This is a genomic window from Microcoleus sp. PH2017_35_SFW_U_B, assembly GCF_020737865.1.
Lineage (GTDB): Bacteria > Cyanobacteriota > Cyanobacteriia > Cyanobacteriales > Microcoleaceae > Microcoleus.
Window position 1 is genome coordinate 81,557 of sequence record NZ_JAEQDE010000024.1, and the last position, 16,667, is coordinate 98,223.

At 46.5% G+C, this 16,667-nt stretch carries 7 protein-coding genes and 1 pseudogene; 4 read left to right on the forward strand and 4 right to left on the reverse strand.

The annotated features are described in order from the left end of the window. On the forward strand, positions 1 to 6,486 hold the full coding sequence (locus tag JGK36_RS04680) for a hypothetical protein (RefSeq protein ID WP_293200824.1): 6,486 nt from the start codon (positions 1 to 3) through the stop codon (positions 6,484 to 6,486). A gap of 334 nt (positions 6,487 to 6,820) precedes the next feature. Continuing rightward, entirely contained in the window at positions 6,821 to 7,933 is a 1,113-nt protein-coding gene (locus tag JGK36_RS04685; protein ID WP_293196367.1) for a CHAT domain-containing protein, read from the forward strand. Positions 7,934 to 8,395: 462 nt separating this feature from the next. Here JGK36_RS04685 and JGK36_RS04690 read toward each other — a convergent pair whose 3' ends face one another. From JGK36_RS04690 to JGK36_RS04705, 4 genes are all read right to left on the reverse strand, one after another. Further along, complete coding sequence (locus JGK36_RS04690) at positions 8,396 to 8,824, reverse strand: hypothetical protein (RefSeq protein WP_293196357.1); 429 nt, start codon at positions 8,822 to 8,824, stop codon at positions 8,396 to 8,398. A gap of 410 nt (positions 8,825 to 9,234) precedes the next feature. Then, positions 9,235 to 11,505, reverse strand: a complete 2,271-nt coding sequence (gene ligA / locus JGK36_RS04695; protein WP_293196359.1) for an NAD-dependent DNA ligase LigA — start codon at positions 11,503 to 11,505, stop codon at positions 9,235 to 9,237. A gap of 350 nt (positions 11,506 to 11,855) precedes the next feature. After that, a complete protein-coding gene (locus JGK36_RS04700; protein ID WP_293183051.1) occupies positions 11,856 to 12,920 on the reverse strand; it encodes a vWA domain-containing protein in 1,065 nt (354 codons plus the stop codon). Between the two features lie 293 nt (positions 12,921 to 13,213). Then, a complete protein-coding gene (locus tag JGK36_RS04705) occupies positions 13,214 to 14,200 on the reverse strand; it encodes an Npun_R2479 family HD domain-containing metalloprotein (RefSeq protein WP_293196361.1) in 987 nt (328 codons plus the stop codon). Positions 14,201 to 14,611: 411 nt separating this feature from the next. On the opposite strand from JGK36_RS04705, the gene JGK36_RS04710 reads away from it, so the two are divergent. Then, positions 14,612 to 16,369, forward strand: coding sequence for an alpha/beta hydrolase (locus JGK36_RS04710; RefSeq protein WP_293196363.1), 1,758 nt, complete (start codon positions 14,612 to 14,614; stop codon positions 16,367 to 16,369). 190 nt (positions 16,370 to 16,559) lie between these two features. Beyond that, positions 16,560 to 16,667 (forward strand): annotated as a pseudogene (locus JGK36_RS04715) (photosystem II q(b) protein); the annotation flags it as partial.

The following is a 16,667-nucleotide window of genomic DNA, read 5'->3' on the forward strand; positions in this document are numbered from 1 at the left end:
GTGGCGCCCGGTCAAAGTTTAAGTTTAATCGGTGGTACGGTAGTCAATACCGGTCAGTTAACTGCGCCGTCTGGCAATATTACCGTGATGGCCGTACCCGGTCAAAATTTGGTACGGATCGCTCAAACCGGAAATTTGCTGAGTCTGGAAATTCAGCCGACAGCTAGCCAAAGTTCCTTGCCGAATAATTTCGCGCAGCCAGTGCTATCTTTGCCGCAGTTGCTGACTGGAAAAAGCCAGGAACAAGCAACGAATTTGACGGTAAATGCCAATGGGGATGTGGTGCTGGCGGGGAATGTGGCTGTGCCTGTTGTGCCTGGAACTGCGATCGCCAGTGGCAGTATCAACGTCTCGGGCAATACTGGGGGTAATGTTAGCATATTGGGCGATCGTGTAGGTGCGATCGCGGCTAACATCGATGCTTCGGGTATTAACGGCGGTGGGAATGTACTGATTGGGGGAGATTTTCAGGGTTTGGGGACTGTACCGAATGCTTTGCGGACATTTGTGAGTGCAGATTCGACGATTAATGTGGATGCGATTAGCAACGGGAATGGCGGGCGAGCGATCGTTTGGGCTGATGAAACTACTCGGTTTAATGGCAATATTACTGCCCGAGGTGGCTTGTTGTCGGGGAATGGCGGGTTTGTGGAGGTGTCGGGAAAACAATTTTTAGACTTCCGAGGCAATGTTAATACTCTGGCTGCTAACGGTAATCCTGGATTATTGTTGCTCGATCCCACAAATATTACGATTCAAAATGGCGCGGGAACTTTTACTGCACTAACTCAGGTAGATCAATTTGCCGATCCTGACATTGGGGGAAATACGATTGATGCTGCTCTAATTAATAGTGCTGCGACTAATGTGATTTTGCAAGCTACCAATGATATTACTTTTAATGCTCCGGTCAATATAGCTACTCCGGGAGTTGGATTGACGGCTTTAGCTAATAACAACATTGATGTCAAGGCTAATATTACAACTAAAGCAGGTAACGTTACTCTGAATGCTGATGCCGACAATCTCAATGGTGGTAGTCTCACCATTGGCAATGTGACGATCAATACAAATGGTGGGAATTTTACAGGTATTGGTCGCGCGAATGTTGCCACTACACCAGGAATTAATGTTGGTGGAAAAATCAATGCTAATGGTGGAAACATTGACCTCAATGGTAGTGCAGGAAACACAGCAAACAACACTGGTCTTGAGATATTTACTGGCACGTTAACAACAACTGGAACAGGAAAAATTACCCTCAATGGGACTAGCGGTAGTAGTCTCAATAGTGACGGGATAGTTTTGCGTAGCTCTACGATAACTTCAGTCGATGGTGATATTACTTTCACTGGTATTGGCAGCGGATCTGCTAAATACGGCATCCGGTTAGTGAATAACGACTTGGTGGAATCAACGGGGACGGGAAAAGTCAACCTGACGGGTACGGGTGGTAATGGGATAGGTAGCACTGGAGGGATATTTATTGCTAACAATGGCTTACCAGTTCGATCGAAGGTTCTATCGAAGGATGGAGATATTACCCTGACTGGAACAGGTTCGGGGAGCGGGGATAACAACACGGGCATTGCGATTTTAGGGTTGGTGGAATCCACAGGCATTGGGAAAGTGACTCTAAACGGTGTTGCCAGTGATGGGAATGGGAATAACAATAATGAAGGGATATTGATTTCTTTTCCTGCTCAAGTTCGATCGACGAACACTGGGGATATCACGTTTACTGGAACAGGCAAGGGAAGCGGGGATAACAACACCGGCATTCTGATTCAAGGGTTGGTGGAATCCACAGGCACCGGGAAAGTGACTCTAAACGGTGTTGGCGGTGATGGGAAGGGGAATAATAATCAAGGGATAAATATTGATGTTCCGGCTCAAGTTGGATCGACCAAAAGTGGGGATATCACGTTTACTGGAACAGGTAAGGGAAGCGGGAAGGACAACATCGGCATTGCAATTTTAGGGTTGGTGGAATCCAAAGGCACCGGCGGAAATGTTACTTTGACAGGCGATCGAATTCAACTGTTAGCCCCATCTGAAGTCAAGGGTGCTGGTACAATTCGGTTGCAACCTCTGACGCCGAGTTTAGGTATTACTGTTGGCGGCACCGATCTCGATGATCCTAATGTTTTGCAGCTCAGGAATGCTGAACTTGCACGGTTCAAGGGGTTTAATGAAATGGTAATCGGACGGGCTGACGGGAAGGGGACGATCGCCATTAACCCCGCTGGTGTTACTTTCCCTTACTCGACAACTTTGCAATCTCCAAGCGGAGGCGCGATCGCAGTCAATGGCCCAATTACTACTCAAGACAAGAGTATCTCGTTTGTCGGCAAAGTTTCCCTCGGTAATGATGTCACTCTCAACACTAAAAACCTCAGCGGTGGGAATATTACCTTTGGCGGCACTGTTGACGGCAACAATAAATTAAATATTACTGCTGGAACTGGTACTGTCAATTTTAACGGGCCTGTCGGTGACACTAATCCCTTGGCTGCACTTGGGGTAAATCCAGAAGCCAATATTACCAGCACTGGCGCTATAAGTATCAAAACAACTGGCGATATTGCCACGGCCAATATTACTACTAAGAATCCCGGAGGGGCGATCGCGCTTACGAGCAATAAGGGCAATATTACAACATCAGGATCAGTTAACACGAGTGCTTCGGGGGGAGATATCACTCTGAAAGCTTCTAAGAATGTTAATGTGGCTCAAATAAATTCCGGCACGGGAAATATTTCGTTAATTGGGAAAGAAGCTAACTTTGGTGGGGCTGCTAATTCTGTTCAAGGTACGGGTACTTTTTCTCTGCAACCGTTTGATGCAAGCGGTAATATTCAGTTCATAAATGGATTAGCTAATCCTGTCGATCCGAATACTATTTATGTGGGACAGCAGTTTCAAGATGCCCTGCAAGATGGATTTAAGTCGATCGCGATCGGCAGAACAGACGGCACTGGTACAATTACCTTTGACAGACCTCACAGTTTCCAAGATCCGGTGACTGTTAAATCTCCCGGCGGTGCGATCGTTATCAATCAACCACTCACCGGAAAAGATAATGCCTCGATCGTTTTTGACGGCAAGACAACACTCAACGCAGGCGTTAGCACCATCAAGCAAGATATCACTTTCCAAAGTCCTGTACTCGTCCAAGATAATGCTTCTGTCAACACAGGTGCAGGTGCAAATATTCTGTTCAACAACACCGTCAAGGGCGCACTGACAGGAACCAAAGACCTAAGTTTAACGGCAGGTACGGGAAATATTATATTCACCGGTGCAGTTGGGGATAAAAGTGCGATCGGCAATCTTAAAGTTAACTCTCAAGGAACAATTCTATTCAATGAAACAGTCAATGCTGCAAGTTTGACTACAGATACTGGCGGTACAACTATACTCAATGGTAATGTGACAACCACCGGCAGTCAAACCTATCAAAATACAGTTACAATCACCAAAATAAATCCAACTCTCACAGCAGGTAACGGTATTACTTTCAAGAATATTGTTAACCTTAGTAACAGTGGCAGCGATTTTACTGTGGATGGGGGTACTGGTGATGTTACGTTCAGTAGTGCAGTTGGAAATCTAAGTGCGATCGGCAATCTTAAAGTTAACTCTCAAGGAATAACTGCATTTAATAAAACAGTCAATGCCGCAAGTTTGATTACAGATGGTGGTGGCACAACTACACTCAATGGCGATGTCACTACCACCGGCCCTCAAACCTATGGAGATGCTGTCACGACTGCCAAGAATCTCACTCTCTCAGGCACAGGCATTACTTTCAATAATACTGTTAAGTCTAATAACATCAGCGATTTGACTGTGGATGGGACTACTGGTGATGTTACATTTAAGGATGCAGTTGGGGATAAAAGTGCGATCGGCAATTTAACAACTCTATCTAAAGGAACAACTGCATTTAATAAAACAGTCAATGCCGCAAGTTTGACTGCTGGTGGTGGCGGCACAACTCAACTGAAGGGAGATGTCACGACAACCGGCTCTCAAACCTACACAGATGCAGTTACAATCGCCAACAATCCGATTCTCAAAGCAGGTAGCGACGTTACTTTCAACAATACAGTTGACGGTAGCGGGGATTTGAAAGTCAATGCGGGTAGTGGTAATATTACATTCAACGGTGCAGTTGGAAGTCCAAAGGATCTCGGCAATTTAACAACTAACTCTACAGGAACAACCGCATTTAATCAAACGATCAATGCAGCGAGTTTGACTACAGATGCAGGCGGGAAAACTCAGGTAAAGGGAAATGTCACGACAACCGGCAATCAAACTTACGGAGATGCAGTGACATTAAATGCTGCTGTAACTTTTACACTAGGAAATGCAACTATTGCTTTCGATTCGAGTTTGTCGGCAGGAAGTAACCCGCTGACTTTAAAAGCAGGTGAAATTAATTTTGCTGGGCCAGTTTCTGGTACTGGTGCGCTCACACTGCAACCGGCAACAGCAGGACAAAATATTGTGGTTGGAGGAACTGATAACACTACTCCCGCTTTAGATTTGACTCCATCGGAAATTAAGTTGATTCAAAAGGGATTTAGCTCGATCGCGATCGGGCGATCGGATGGCACCGGTAATATTACTATTCCTAGCGATCGCACTTTTTCCGATCCAGTCACGATTCAAACGGGAACTGGTACGATCGCACTTAACGCCAATATTACCGGCAAAGACAACAGCAGTCTTACTCTTAACGGCAAAGTCCAACTCGGCAGTGATGCCATTCTCAGTAGTGACACAGGTAATGTTAGTGTCGCAGGTGCGATCGATGGATCTCGGCGCTTGAACATCAATGCTACTAAAGGTAATGTGCTGCTGCAAGGAGATATCGGAAAAACAACGCCACTGACAGGTTTGAATGTGACTGCCTTAAATACTAAATTGGGTGGCAATGTTACCACGAATAACGGCAATATCAATATTGATGGTGCGATCGGGCTGACGAATGATGCTGTATTGAGCACGGCTGGGGGGAATATTGCGTTTGGAAGTGCGATCGACAGTATAGATGCGGCCCGGAACCTAACTCTGGACTCTGGTAGTGGCAGCATCACTTTCAATGGATCGGTGGGCGCCAGCAGCAAATTAGGAAATATTCTGATTAAAAATGCTGGCGATGTCACAGCCAATTCGACAATTAATGCAGCACAAGTGACAGCACAAAACACGAAAACATTCAACTTATTGGGAGATGTAACCGCAGGCAAAGTTAATATTACTTCCAACGGCGATATCACGGTTAAAAATATTACTACTAATGGTGGAGAAATTTTCTTCAAAAGCGGTAACGTTTTCACAGCAGGTAATTTGAATACATCGGGAAGTACGAGCGAGAATATCAACGTTAATATTACTGCCACTGGCGATATCAGCGTTAAAAACGTTACTACTAATGGTGGAGAAATTTTCTTCAAAAGCGGTAACGTTTTCACAGCAGGTAATTTGAATACATCGGGAAGTACGGGCGGGAATATCACTGTTGATGCGAAAATTTCAATTACAGCAGGACAAATTAACTCCAGCGGTACAGCCGGAAATGGTGGCAATGTGCTCTTAGATCCGATCGGCGATATTCAAGTCGGTTTCATCAATGCCCAAGGCGGTACTAACGGCAAGGGCGGCAATGTTACAGCCGTCGCGGGAAATTTTTTCCGAGCTACAGGCTCTTTCCCAACAACTTTTTCGCCGACAGGATTTGCTAGTATTTCCACTGCTGGTGGCACCGATGGAGGAAATATTTCAATTGCCCACACTGGAGGAGATGGAGGGGGAGTGATTCAACCGTTTGTCGTGGGAAATGCAACTATAAATGGTACGGCGGCTGCAATTACAACTGGGCCATCTAGCATTACATCGCAGTCGTTTCCTCGTACAGCTAGTGGTGTGCCTAGTATTGTATTTCCTACTGATGATGGGATCGATCCAACTCCAACTCCAACTCCGATTCCAACTCCAAATCCAACTCCCACTCCGATCGCAACTCCAACTCCAAATCCAACTCCCACTCCGGTTGTGGTTCAAACTCCGAGTCCAACTCCCACTCCGATCGCAATTCAAACTCCGAGTCCAACTCCCACTCCGATCGCAATTCAAACTCCGAGTCCAACTCCCACTCATTCAAACTCCGAGTCCAACTCCCACTCCGATCGCAATTCAAACTCCGAGTCCAAATCCAACTCCGGTTGTGATTCCAACTCCGAGTCCAAATCCAACTCCGGCGGTGATTCCAACTCCGAGTCCAAATCCAACTCCGGCGGTGATTCCAACTCCGAGTCCAAATCCAACTCCGGTTGTGATTCCAACTCCGAGTCCAAATCCAACTCCGGCGGTGATTCCAACTCCGAGTCCAAATCCGATCGTAATTCCAACTCCAAATCCACCTCCAACTCCGATCGTAATTCCAACTCCAAATCCAACTCCAACAGCGGTTGAATCGTCATCCCCCGAGGATCCAGAAGACGTTCCAAATCGCCGTCGAATTCCACCGTTAGACACTCCCGGCCCTGCTGCGGGTCAAATTTTAACACTGGATTCAAGTATCACCAGTAAGTTACCCCCCAGCCAATCGCCAGTAGTGCCCCGCCGCGAAACACCGCCAGCAGTCAACCCTACTCCTAATTTAGTGCTGGGATATGTTCCGCCTCCCGATCGACTTTTTGAAGGTAACGACATAGAAAAAACAGTCTGGGGAATCGAACAAATCAGGAATCAAGAGTTTGGAGAATACCTAGGCGTCAAAGCCAACCTTCCCAACCAAAAAGTGATGATGGCGCAATTCCAACAAACATTAAGAAATATCGAACAGGAAACTCACAAGCGGTCTGGTATTATCTATATAATCTCGCGAGTCGATCGACTGGAATTAATTTTAGTGCCTCCCGTAGGGCGGCCGATTCACTACAGCGTCCCCGAAGCCAATAGAAAAGCTCTGGATCCCATCGTTAAGGAGTTCCGCGAACAAATCACCAATCCCGCAAAAATCGGTACTAGCAGTTATCTTCCCTCCGCCCAGCAACTGTATCAATGGGCGATCGCACCTCTAGAAAAAGACTTGCAAAACTTAGGAATTGACACCTTGTTGCTGTCAGTCGATCCCGGATTGCGGAGTGTGCCCTTTGCCGCTTTGCACGACGGTAAAGGCTTCTTGATTCAAAAATACAGTTTCAGCCTAATTCCGAGTTTTAGCTTGACTAATCGCGAATATAAGACAGTTAGAGACGCCACAGTGCTAGCAATGGGACGGTCAGAATTTGTCGATAACAAGCCTTTGCCCAGTGTGCCGATCGAATTAGAAGCGATTTCTGCCCAGTGGCGCGGGCAATCTTTCCTCAATTCGAGTTTCACTATAGACAATCTCAACTCGCAACACGCCAACAAAGGATTTCGGATTGTTCACCTAGCAACCCATGCTAACTTCACCTCGGGACAACCGAGCAATTCTTACATTCAACTCTGGAATTACAAATTGCAGCTCAATGACATGGAGAGTTTAAATTGGCGCAATCCGCAGGTAGACTTGTTAGTGTTGAGTGCTTGTAGAACTGCTTTGGGCGATCGGGAAGCAGAGTTAGGTTTTGGAGGTTTAGCAGTCAAATCCGGCGCCAAATCTGCCTTAGGGAGTTTGTGGTATGTTGATGACGGAGGCACTTTGGGACTAATGAGCGAATTTTACCACCAGCTTCGAGGAGGCAAAACTAAGGCAGAAACTCTGCAACTTACTCAACAGGCGATGATTGCTCGTCAAGTTCGGATTGAAAATCGGCAATTAGTGACAACAGCGGGCAACTTAAATTTACCGAATAACATACAACAACAAACCCAAGATTTTTCTCATCCTTACTACTGGAGCAGTTTCACCCTCATCGGAAATCCTTGGTAAGAAGAGTTGACAGTTGACAGTTGACAGTTGACAGTTGACAGTTGACAGAAGGAAGAATTCAAGGGTAGGGTGCGTCAGGAAAGGTAATTTTAAATCATTACCCCTAATCTAATTCTGACGCACCATTTATGCTTGGCATCGGCATCATATTTTCGGCAAAGCTAATCAAAAGTTCTCTCAAACTAGCAAAGGAAGAAGGAAGAAAGAACAATTCAAGGGTAGGGTGCGTCAGGAAAGGTAATTTTTAATTATCACCCCTCATCTCATTCTGACGCACCATTTATTGGAAGTATCTCAGTTTTGCATTTAATAGTGCGAGCGTCCCCGCTCGCGAGCGATGCAAGACTCGCGAGCGGGGACGCTCGCACTACAATAAAAAATGCGTTTTGAAAAAATGAGATCCTCCCTCATTTATGCTTGGCATCGGCATCATATTTTTAGGATGGCAAAGCTAGTCAAAAATTATCTAAAATCAGCAGAAGCTCTGGGCCCAAGCTGTCTCGGATTTGGTGCCGCAGTTCCGTAATTGACGCGACAACCGATGTTTAACAAACTAGAACTGCATTCGAGAGGGACAATTTGCTGGTCGAGGAGGGCGCTGCAACTGACATACTCGTCGTTATTAGTATCTCTTACCATACATTCGATCGCCCTAGCGCCCGATCGAGCCGCCCAACTGTTCATACCTACAACTGCAATCATGTGCTGCCAGAAAAACGACAACACTAAGACTCCCAATAGTACAGCCACTCCCAATCCTGCTTTCACCTTCCAACTGCTCAGGATGTTTCCCACGCTACTTTTTACGTTTTCAGTCCAAGAAATAGAGCTTTCGGAACTTGTTTCTGGAGCCGACAAATTTGTTTGTGTTTGTTCTGGGATTTCCGACATCACGTATCTCCTCTGATTGCTGGAACTTTGTTCGGTTGGCAGTTACGCGCGATCGCAAATCCCAACTATATCAAATTTTAGCAAAACTAGCCTGTGCCGACAACCGATTCGGGCGCCCAGGCGAGAGAAGTATGTATATTGACGAAGTGCGATCCTCTTTTGCAAGCTTCGCTAACGCAATTTCTATGCCTTTTGAGGTATTGCGTAATTTGCGATCGGCTATTTTGCGCCTGCCGCAAAACAGGTTCGTAGTGAGGACTTCAGTCCTTATCAAAATCAGAGGAATGAAGTCCGAATATCAAACACAAAACAGGTTCGTAGTGAGGACTTCAGTCCTCATGAATTTAGAGGACTTCATTCCTGACTACAAACATTGCTGATGGCTACACCTTACGAACAATTATCAATTTTCAAGTTGCCAAAAGTTCCATAAACTCAGCCTCCGACAGTAGCTCAATCCCCAAAGATTGAGCCTTTTCCAACTTAGAACCAGCATCTTCACCTACAACCACATAATCGGTTTTAGCACTGACAGAACCTGTGACTTTTCCTCCAGCTTTGACAATCAAATCCTTAGCTTCATCTCGTTTTAGAGTCGGCAAAGTTCCGGTAAGTACAAATGTTTTACCTGCAAATTGTAAATTTTGAGCTGCCGAGTTCTGAGTTTTCATTTCTGAATGCAATTGCAATCCCGCAGTTTGCAACCGTGCAATTAAACTTTGATTTGCCGGAACTCGAAACCATTGATAAACAGCTTGTGCAATTTCCGGGCCGATGCCGTAAACTCCCTCAATTCCTGCCGCCGATACCGCTGCTAACTCTTCCACATTGGCAAACCTTTCAGTCAACAATTGAGCGTTGACACTGCCGACGTGGCGGATGCCCAGGCCGTAAAGTACCCGCGCATAAGGTTGATTTTTCGATCGGGCGATCGCACTTACCAACTTTTCTGCTAACTTTTTACCCATGCGTTCCAAACCCATCAACCTGTCAGCAGTCAAATCAAACAAATCCGCCGCCGACTGCACCAGATTGCTATCCACCATCTGCTGCACCAACTTTTCCCCAACACCGTTAATATCCAGAGCATCCCGGCTGCAAAAATGAATCAGGGAACCCCTCAAAATCGCCGGACAAGACGTGTTGATGCAGCGAGTCACGGCCTCCCCCTTTTCGCGAACCACAGGCTGCGTGCATTCGGGACAGCAGCTAGGCATTTGAAAAAGTTGAGCATTTGGGGGACGAAGTTCTGCTAAAACTCGGACAACTTCTGGTATAATTTCCCCAGCTTTTCTGACAATTACAGTATCGCCGATATGGAGATTGAGATCGGAAAGTCGATCGCTATTGTGGAGAGAAGCCCGCGAAACCGTCGTTCCAGCCAACTGCACCGGTTTGAGTTCCGCTACGGGAGTCAGCGCGCCGGTTCTCCCGACTTGTACAGTTATTGCTTCTACAATTGTAGGGACTTCGGCAGCCGGATACTTAAGTGCGATCGCCCAACGCGGAAACCTCTGAGTAAAACCCAATTGTTTTTGCAGCCAAACCGAATTAATCTTAACAACAACCCCATCAGTCATGTAAGGTAAATTTCGCCGTTCAGTATCCCAATATTCGTAATACTCCCGCACCTCATCCAACGAAGAGCAAATTTTCCGATTGGGATTCACCTTAAACCCCATCCTTCGCAACAATTCCAAAGATTCCCCTTGCGTCTTTTCCTCATTACCCTCATCTAAATGTAGAGTATAAGCAAAGAAATCCAACCGTCGCTTATCTACAATCTTAGAATCCAACTGTCGCAGCGTACCCGCCGCAGCATTGCGAGGATTAGCAAACAATTGTTCCCCCGCTTTTTCCCGTTCCCGATTAATATCCTCAAACACAGCCAAAGACAAAAAAGCCTCTCCCCGCACTTCCACCACAGGCGGCGGATTATCTAAATTAAGTTTGAGAGGAATCGAGCGAATAGTCTTAACATTTTGAGTAATATCCTCTCCCGCAATCCCATCTCCCCGCGTTGCACCCCGAACTAAAACCCCATTTTCATAGGTTAACGCTAAAGCAGAACCATCAATTTTTAACTCACAAACATAGGAAACCCCCCCCAACCCCCCCTTGCTAAGGGGGGGAGTAATTTCCTGGTAGGAACCCCCCCCCAGCCCCCCCTTGCTAAGGGGGGGAGTAATTTCCCTGTTTTCGTCATTGCTAGGTAGATGTGCAATTCCATCTTGTCCCCCCCCTTGATAAGGGGGGGTTAGGGGGGGTGCATTTCCCCCTTGATAAGGGTGGGTTAGGGGCGGTGAAATGCCATCCTCGGAAGGTAAAATCATATCTTGTCCCCCCCCTTGATAAGGGGGGGTTAGGGGGGGTGCAATTCGCTGCCAGCGTTCCTGCCATTTGGTCAATTCCTCAAAATTAAAAGCATTTTCCAAACTGTAGAGAGGAATATTGTGCTTGACGCTAAAAAATTGAGTAGCCGGCTTTTCTCCCACGCGCTGAGTCGGACTTTCCGCAGCAATCAACTCAGGATAATCTGATTCTAACTCTTGCAACTCTCGGTAAAGGCGATCGTACACCTCATCAGCCATCATCGGCGCATCAAGAACATAATAAGCATAGCTAGCTTCCTGTAGCTGCTGCCTCAATTGTTTAACTCGCTGCTGAATTTCTGGTTGCATATTAATTTAAAAGTGTATATTGTCTAACCGCAGATACTAGAATATAGCGGTTCTCAAAAAGATCGGGTACGTAGTTGGGCTTTAGCCCTCCTAGTTTAGTAGTTATATTAAACTGTCAGTCATACCTCATCTTTTTGAGAAAGGCTACAAACACAAACCATAGAAATTTTAGCATTATCTGCGCTGCTCTGCGGGGTGCATCTGTTTTTGGTAAATATGTTTGTAGGGGCGAAGCACGACCGTAGTCAATATGGGATTATAACTAATAACTTATATGCGGTCATGCTTCGCCCTCTTCAAAAGTGAGATGCACCCTACTCTGTGGTTGTAGTTAGGACATTTAAAATCGATTAACGATCCCAATCTTCAACTTCATAAAGGAAACGAGTTCCCCCCATCAGCTTGCGATTAGCCGAGGTACTTTGCACAAAAACCGCATACTTTTCTAGATTGCTCGGCTTGATGCGAACTGTCTCACCCATTGGCAAACCCAACATTTCTCGCGCCGCTTCTCCTTCAAATAAATCCCCTGTCGAACGTTCCATCAGCACAATTTCTTTCTTACCTTGGATAGTTTCTGTTTTGGTAAATTCATAAAACCCGCGCCCGGTTTTAAAAGCCAAACCATTTTCCAGAACAAAAGCTTTAATAGAAATCTCGTTGTCTACTTCGAGAATCTGAAATCTCCCCGGTTTGACAGCGCGCAATTCTACTGACTCATAAACAGCAGTCCCTTCCCGCTTCATCATGGTATCAAACATCTTGTTTAAGCCGCGACTCATGCGACCTTGACTGACAACTTCTTGTTCGTAAGCTTGTAGTTGTTCGTCAGATGATTGTTGGTAACAAACTGCTAAAAAGAAATCTGTGATGTAGGAAAATTGGTCGAGATTGAGGTGAAAACCGCCAGATTTTTCCGCTAGTTCTTTGTAGAATAAAGTAGCATGGGGACGGTTGAGAGCTTGGATGCCGTAAACGGCAATTCCCATCTGTGCTAACTTATCTACTTCTTGACGCCAGTTAAGTTTTTGGGGAGTTTGAGCGGGTGCGTGGGGGATATCGTCGCCAATTAGTACGAATGTTTTGGAATTAGTGGGAGTCCAGGAAAGTGATTGAGCTTCGTGCAAGACTAATTCATAACATTCTGGAGCATCGCCGCCGCCAGTAGGTTCGACATTTTCCACAAAATTGCAAATCTTGCCGACATCACCGGACAAATCGAGGTGTTTAGTCACGTAGGTGCTGCCAGCATCGCAATAGTCCCCGTGAGCAATAATGCCAATGCGAATGCCAGGAATTTCATCAAGCAATCTTGTTACCGTCTCTTTGATTTTCCGACGAACTTGCGTCAAGCAAGGGTACATACTGCCAGTTGTATCAAAGCTAAAAACGACTTCAATGTTGTTGGTTGCCATGACCTGATTTTCCCTAAGGGACAACGATTTCTTACTCTTATTATAGCTCAATACATTTTACTTAAGATTGTCTTAAAAGAGCAAGGAAGCAGATGAGGTACGTTGTTGGGCTTCAGCCCTCTTTCCGAATATTATAAAGAGGGCTAAAGCCCAACAACGTACCTAATTTGTATTACGAATCTAGTAAACAGTATTTATTGTAGCTCAAACAAAAAGGAGCCAGCAAGTAGAAAATCTTAAAACTTTCTAATGATGACTCGCGTCGATAAATCATGAATTATGCGAAAACACTCTCACAAATTCAGGTCGGAAAAATCGCTAAACTTCTTGTTGTTATCTCCACCGGACATGGAAGGTTGAAGATTATCACTATTTTTTTCAACCTTCGAGTTGCTGTTGGCGCGGGATTTAATCGAATCTTGAGAGTTCGGCTTGGTGAAAGCAAGCGGTTCAGCGTGTTCTACTTGAAACACGTTAGCGTATAGGTTGGCAATAATCTGTTTGCCACCCTGGGTCAATTCCAAGTAGTTCAAAGCTGCTGGAATGTATGGGAAAACTCCGTTCCAATAAAACTTGGCGTAATTTTGGCGCAAATCTCCCGGGGATTTGTAGCCCAAGATTTTATTAGTGCCGACTTCCTCAAATTCGTAGAATAGGGCGCTGATTTTGCGGAGGTAATTTGGGTCACTCAATTGACCGATCAAATCGGCGGCCCTGGCGAGCCCAGAATAGTTGTTTCGGTCTTGATGGGTTTCGCTAGCAGGAACTGGGAAGCGTGTCAACTCAATATTGCGCTTGATTTGTTCGGCATCAATTAATGTGTGGCCGCCGAAGCGTTCGTCAATTACGAGTTTTCCTCGATCGACATGATAAGGAGTTAGACTAGCAGAAGTGGCGCCGATCGCCACAGAAACCATGCCTCCATCAATACCAGTAGCATAGAGTCCCACAGATTCTTGGTCTTGGCGGCAAACACCTTTCACGTAGCCGATATCGTGGCATAGCAGTGAGATCAGGTAGTGCAGCCAATCTTCCGGCGACACACCCCCTTCGCGAATATGCTTGCCGCGAAGAATCTCTTGTCCCACCAAGGCCACGAGCATTGTGTGTTCCACATTGTGGTAAAGAGCATCGCAGTTAGCGATGTTTTCGAGAGCCATAGTCCCCGCCCAGGCGATAATTTCAGGGTAGTCAGGCTTGTACTTGCCGTAGGTGCGGCGGTAGCCGGCCTGTAGCTCTTGCACAAAAGCGTCAATCAGGATGGCAGTTGCATTGAACATGATAAATTCTCTCACTCAGGCTATAGTTGCAAACTCGATCGCAAATATCTGGGATAGCTGAAACAATAATCAATGGGCATTATAGTAGGTTTGACCCCTCGCCCAAAGACGGATACAAGCGTCGCCTTAAGTCCTAGATGCTCCCCAAATTTTAGACCTTAGTTTCAGCTTCCAGATTTATCTGCCGAGTTAATCTCAAATCTCAAATCTCAACTCTCAAATCCACTCACCCCTCGGCGTTGAATTTTAAAGTTCAGCTAGTCTTGTTAGGTCAGAAAATTGCTCTTTTGGATATACTTCCCACGATAACCTAATTTCCCAAGTAAAGATCGATTTTTTGGTATTAAATATTAGTGAAACAATTTACATCGTTTCACCGACTAATTATTAGAAGTTCTAGGTGTTAAAGTTATGAACTGTCTGTTTCCGAGTATCTCTACTGCGGCAATTCGCGCTCGGCGGTCGATCGCCCCAAAATACCTAGGATTGTTTGCATTCACGGCTGTTTGCACTGCTGCACCGGCCTTGGGAGCAGAACGAATCTATATAACTTACGGGCCGCTAGAAGTATCAGTGCCGATCGAATCCCTGACACTCTTCGCCAAAGAAGGCAAAATAGACTCAAACTTGGACGGCTTCGCTCAGTACGCCAAAAAATCACAGCTAGCGGAGATTCGCAACGGCCTGCAAGCGAAAGCAGAAATCAGCCACGTGACGATCGCCCAATTCCTCTACACGCCTCAAGGAGAATTGCTGCTGGAACGCTTGGGGCGAGTAATTCAAACCAAAGCTCGGCAGCCCGGATTTTATGCCATCCGAGCGGCCCTAATTTTAGCAGCCTCAGATCCAGAAGGCATGACAATTCTCAACGTGCTGCGGAAATTCCCCACTTACGGCATCAGGATTGACATTGCGCGCGGCTTGGGTATCGCCAACGAGCTGACATCGCTGATCAACCGTTCCAATCGGACGATCGCCGGAGTCGCCAAGTTGTCGGAAACACAAGCAGCCGAGGAGTCTGGGATACCGCCCGCCGAAATGCTACAGATCCAGGAAAAGGGCCCCTATAATTGGAAAAAATCATCGGTAACTCTGACGAGTCCAAATCGCGATCGTACCTTTGATATCGACATTTACCTGCCGCTCAAAAGTCCGCAACCGGCTCCAGTCGTAGTAATTTCTCACGGTTTAGGTTCCGATCGCATTTCCTACGAGTATTTAGCCAAACACCTAGCCTCCTACGGCTTTGCCGTCGCCGTCCCCGAACACCCCGGCAGCAACGCCCAACAAATCCAAGACCTAGTAACAGGCAGAGCCAACGAAGTAGCAGAACCAGCAGAATTTGTCAACCGCCCCCTAGACATCAAAGACCTGCTCGATTATTTAACCCAACTTTCGACAACCAATCCGGCCTACCGAGGACAGCTAGACTTGCAGCGAGTCGGCGTCATCGGCCAATCTTTCGGAGGCTATACGGCTTTAACACTAGCGGGAGCCGAGATTAACTTTGCACAGCTAGACAAAGACTGCAAGCTGGAAAATGAAACTTGGAACCTCTCGCTGCTGTTGCAGTGCCGCGCCCGCAGCCTCGATCGCAACCAGTACAATTTCGGCGATCCGCGCGTCAAAGCTGCGATCGCCATCAACCCGATCGTCAGCAGCATTTTAGGAGAAACAAACCTCAGCAAAATCCAAATCCCAGTCATGGTAATCGCAGGCACCGCCGATACCGTCGCCCCCGCTTTGCTCGAACAAATTCAACCCTTCACATGGCTGACATCGCCGAACAAATATCTGGTGCTGATGAACAACGGGACTCACTTTTCCACGATCGACCAATCCCCTCAAAGCGTCTTTTTGCCACCAGCACAGGCGATCGGGCCCGAACCCGCCTTAGCCCGCCGCTACCTCAACGGACTCAGCCTAGCGTTCATGGAAAGCTATTTGAACAACAAATCAAAGTTCCGCCCGTATTTAGAGCCAAACTACGCCCTGGGCATCTCCCGAAATACTTTGGGACTGAGAATTTTGCGATCGCTCACCCCCCAGCAACTGCAACAGTTCAGCAGTGCTCCACCTCCTCGCAGCCCTGCACCTGCACCTGCGATCGCTCCAGTTGCTCCACCTTCTCCAGTTGCTCCACCTCGGGTAGCTCCTGTTCCCCGTTAGGGTTAAGTGCGATCGAAGCGACGCAATCTTTTCGCCTCTTTATCGTTTCATCAGCTTTCCTGATGACTCTCATCAGTTAAGCTGTTGTTACACCCCTTTACAAACCGAAATAAAAGGTTTATATTTATTTACATGGCGGAACACAAAGCCGTCACGAACATTGAAAACCAAATACAGCAATCATAAAACCATGACAGCAACCTTACAGCAGCGCGAAAGCGCCAACCTGTGGTCGCAGTTTTGCAACTGGGTCACCAGCACCGACAACCGCATTTATGTAGGTTGGTTCGGCGTCTTG

Bases quoted from the DNA above. Each gene is read 5' to 3' on its own strand.
- JGK36_RS04685 (WP_293196367.1), top strand. From the start codon at position 6,821: ATGGCGCAATTCCAACAAACATTAAGAAATATCGAACAGGAAACTCAC.
- JGK36_RS04690 (WP_293196357.1), bottom strand. From the start codon at position 8,824: ATGTCGGAAATCCCAGAACAAACACAAACAAATTTGTCGGCTCCAGAA.
- ligA (WP_293196359.1), bottom strand. From the start codon at position 11,505: ATGCAACCAGAAATTCAGCAGCGAGTTAAACAATTGAGGCAGCAGCTA.
- JGK36_RS04700 (WP_293183051.1), bottom strand. From the start codon at position 12,920: ATGGCAACCAACAACATTGAAGTCGTTTTTAGCTTTGATACAACTGGC.
- JGK36_RS04705 (WP_293196361.1), bottom strand. From the start codon at position 14,200: ATGTTCAATGCAACTGCCATCCTGATTGACGCTTTTGTGCAAGAGCTA.
- JGK36_RS04710 (WP_293196363.1), top strand. From the start codon at position 14,612: ATGAACTGTCTGTTTCCGAGTATCTCTACTGCGGCAATTCGCGCTCGG.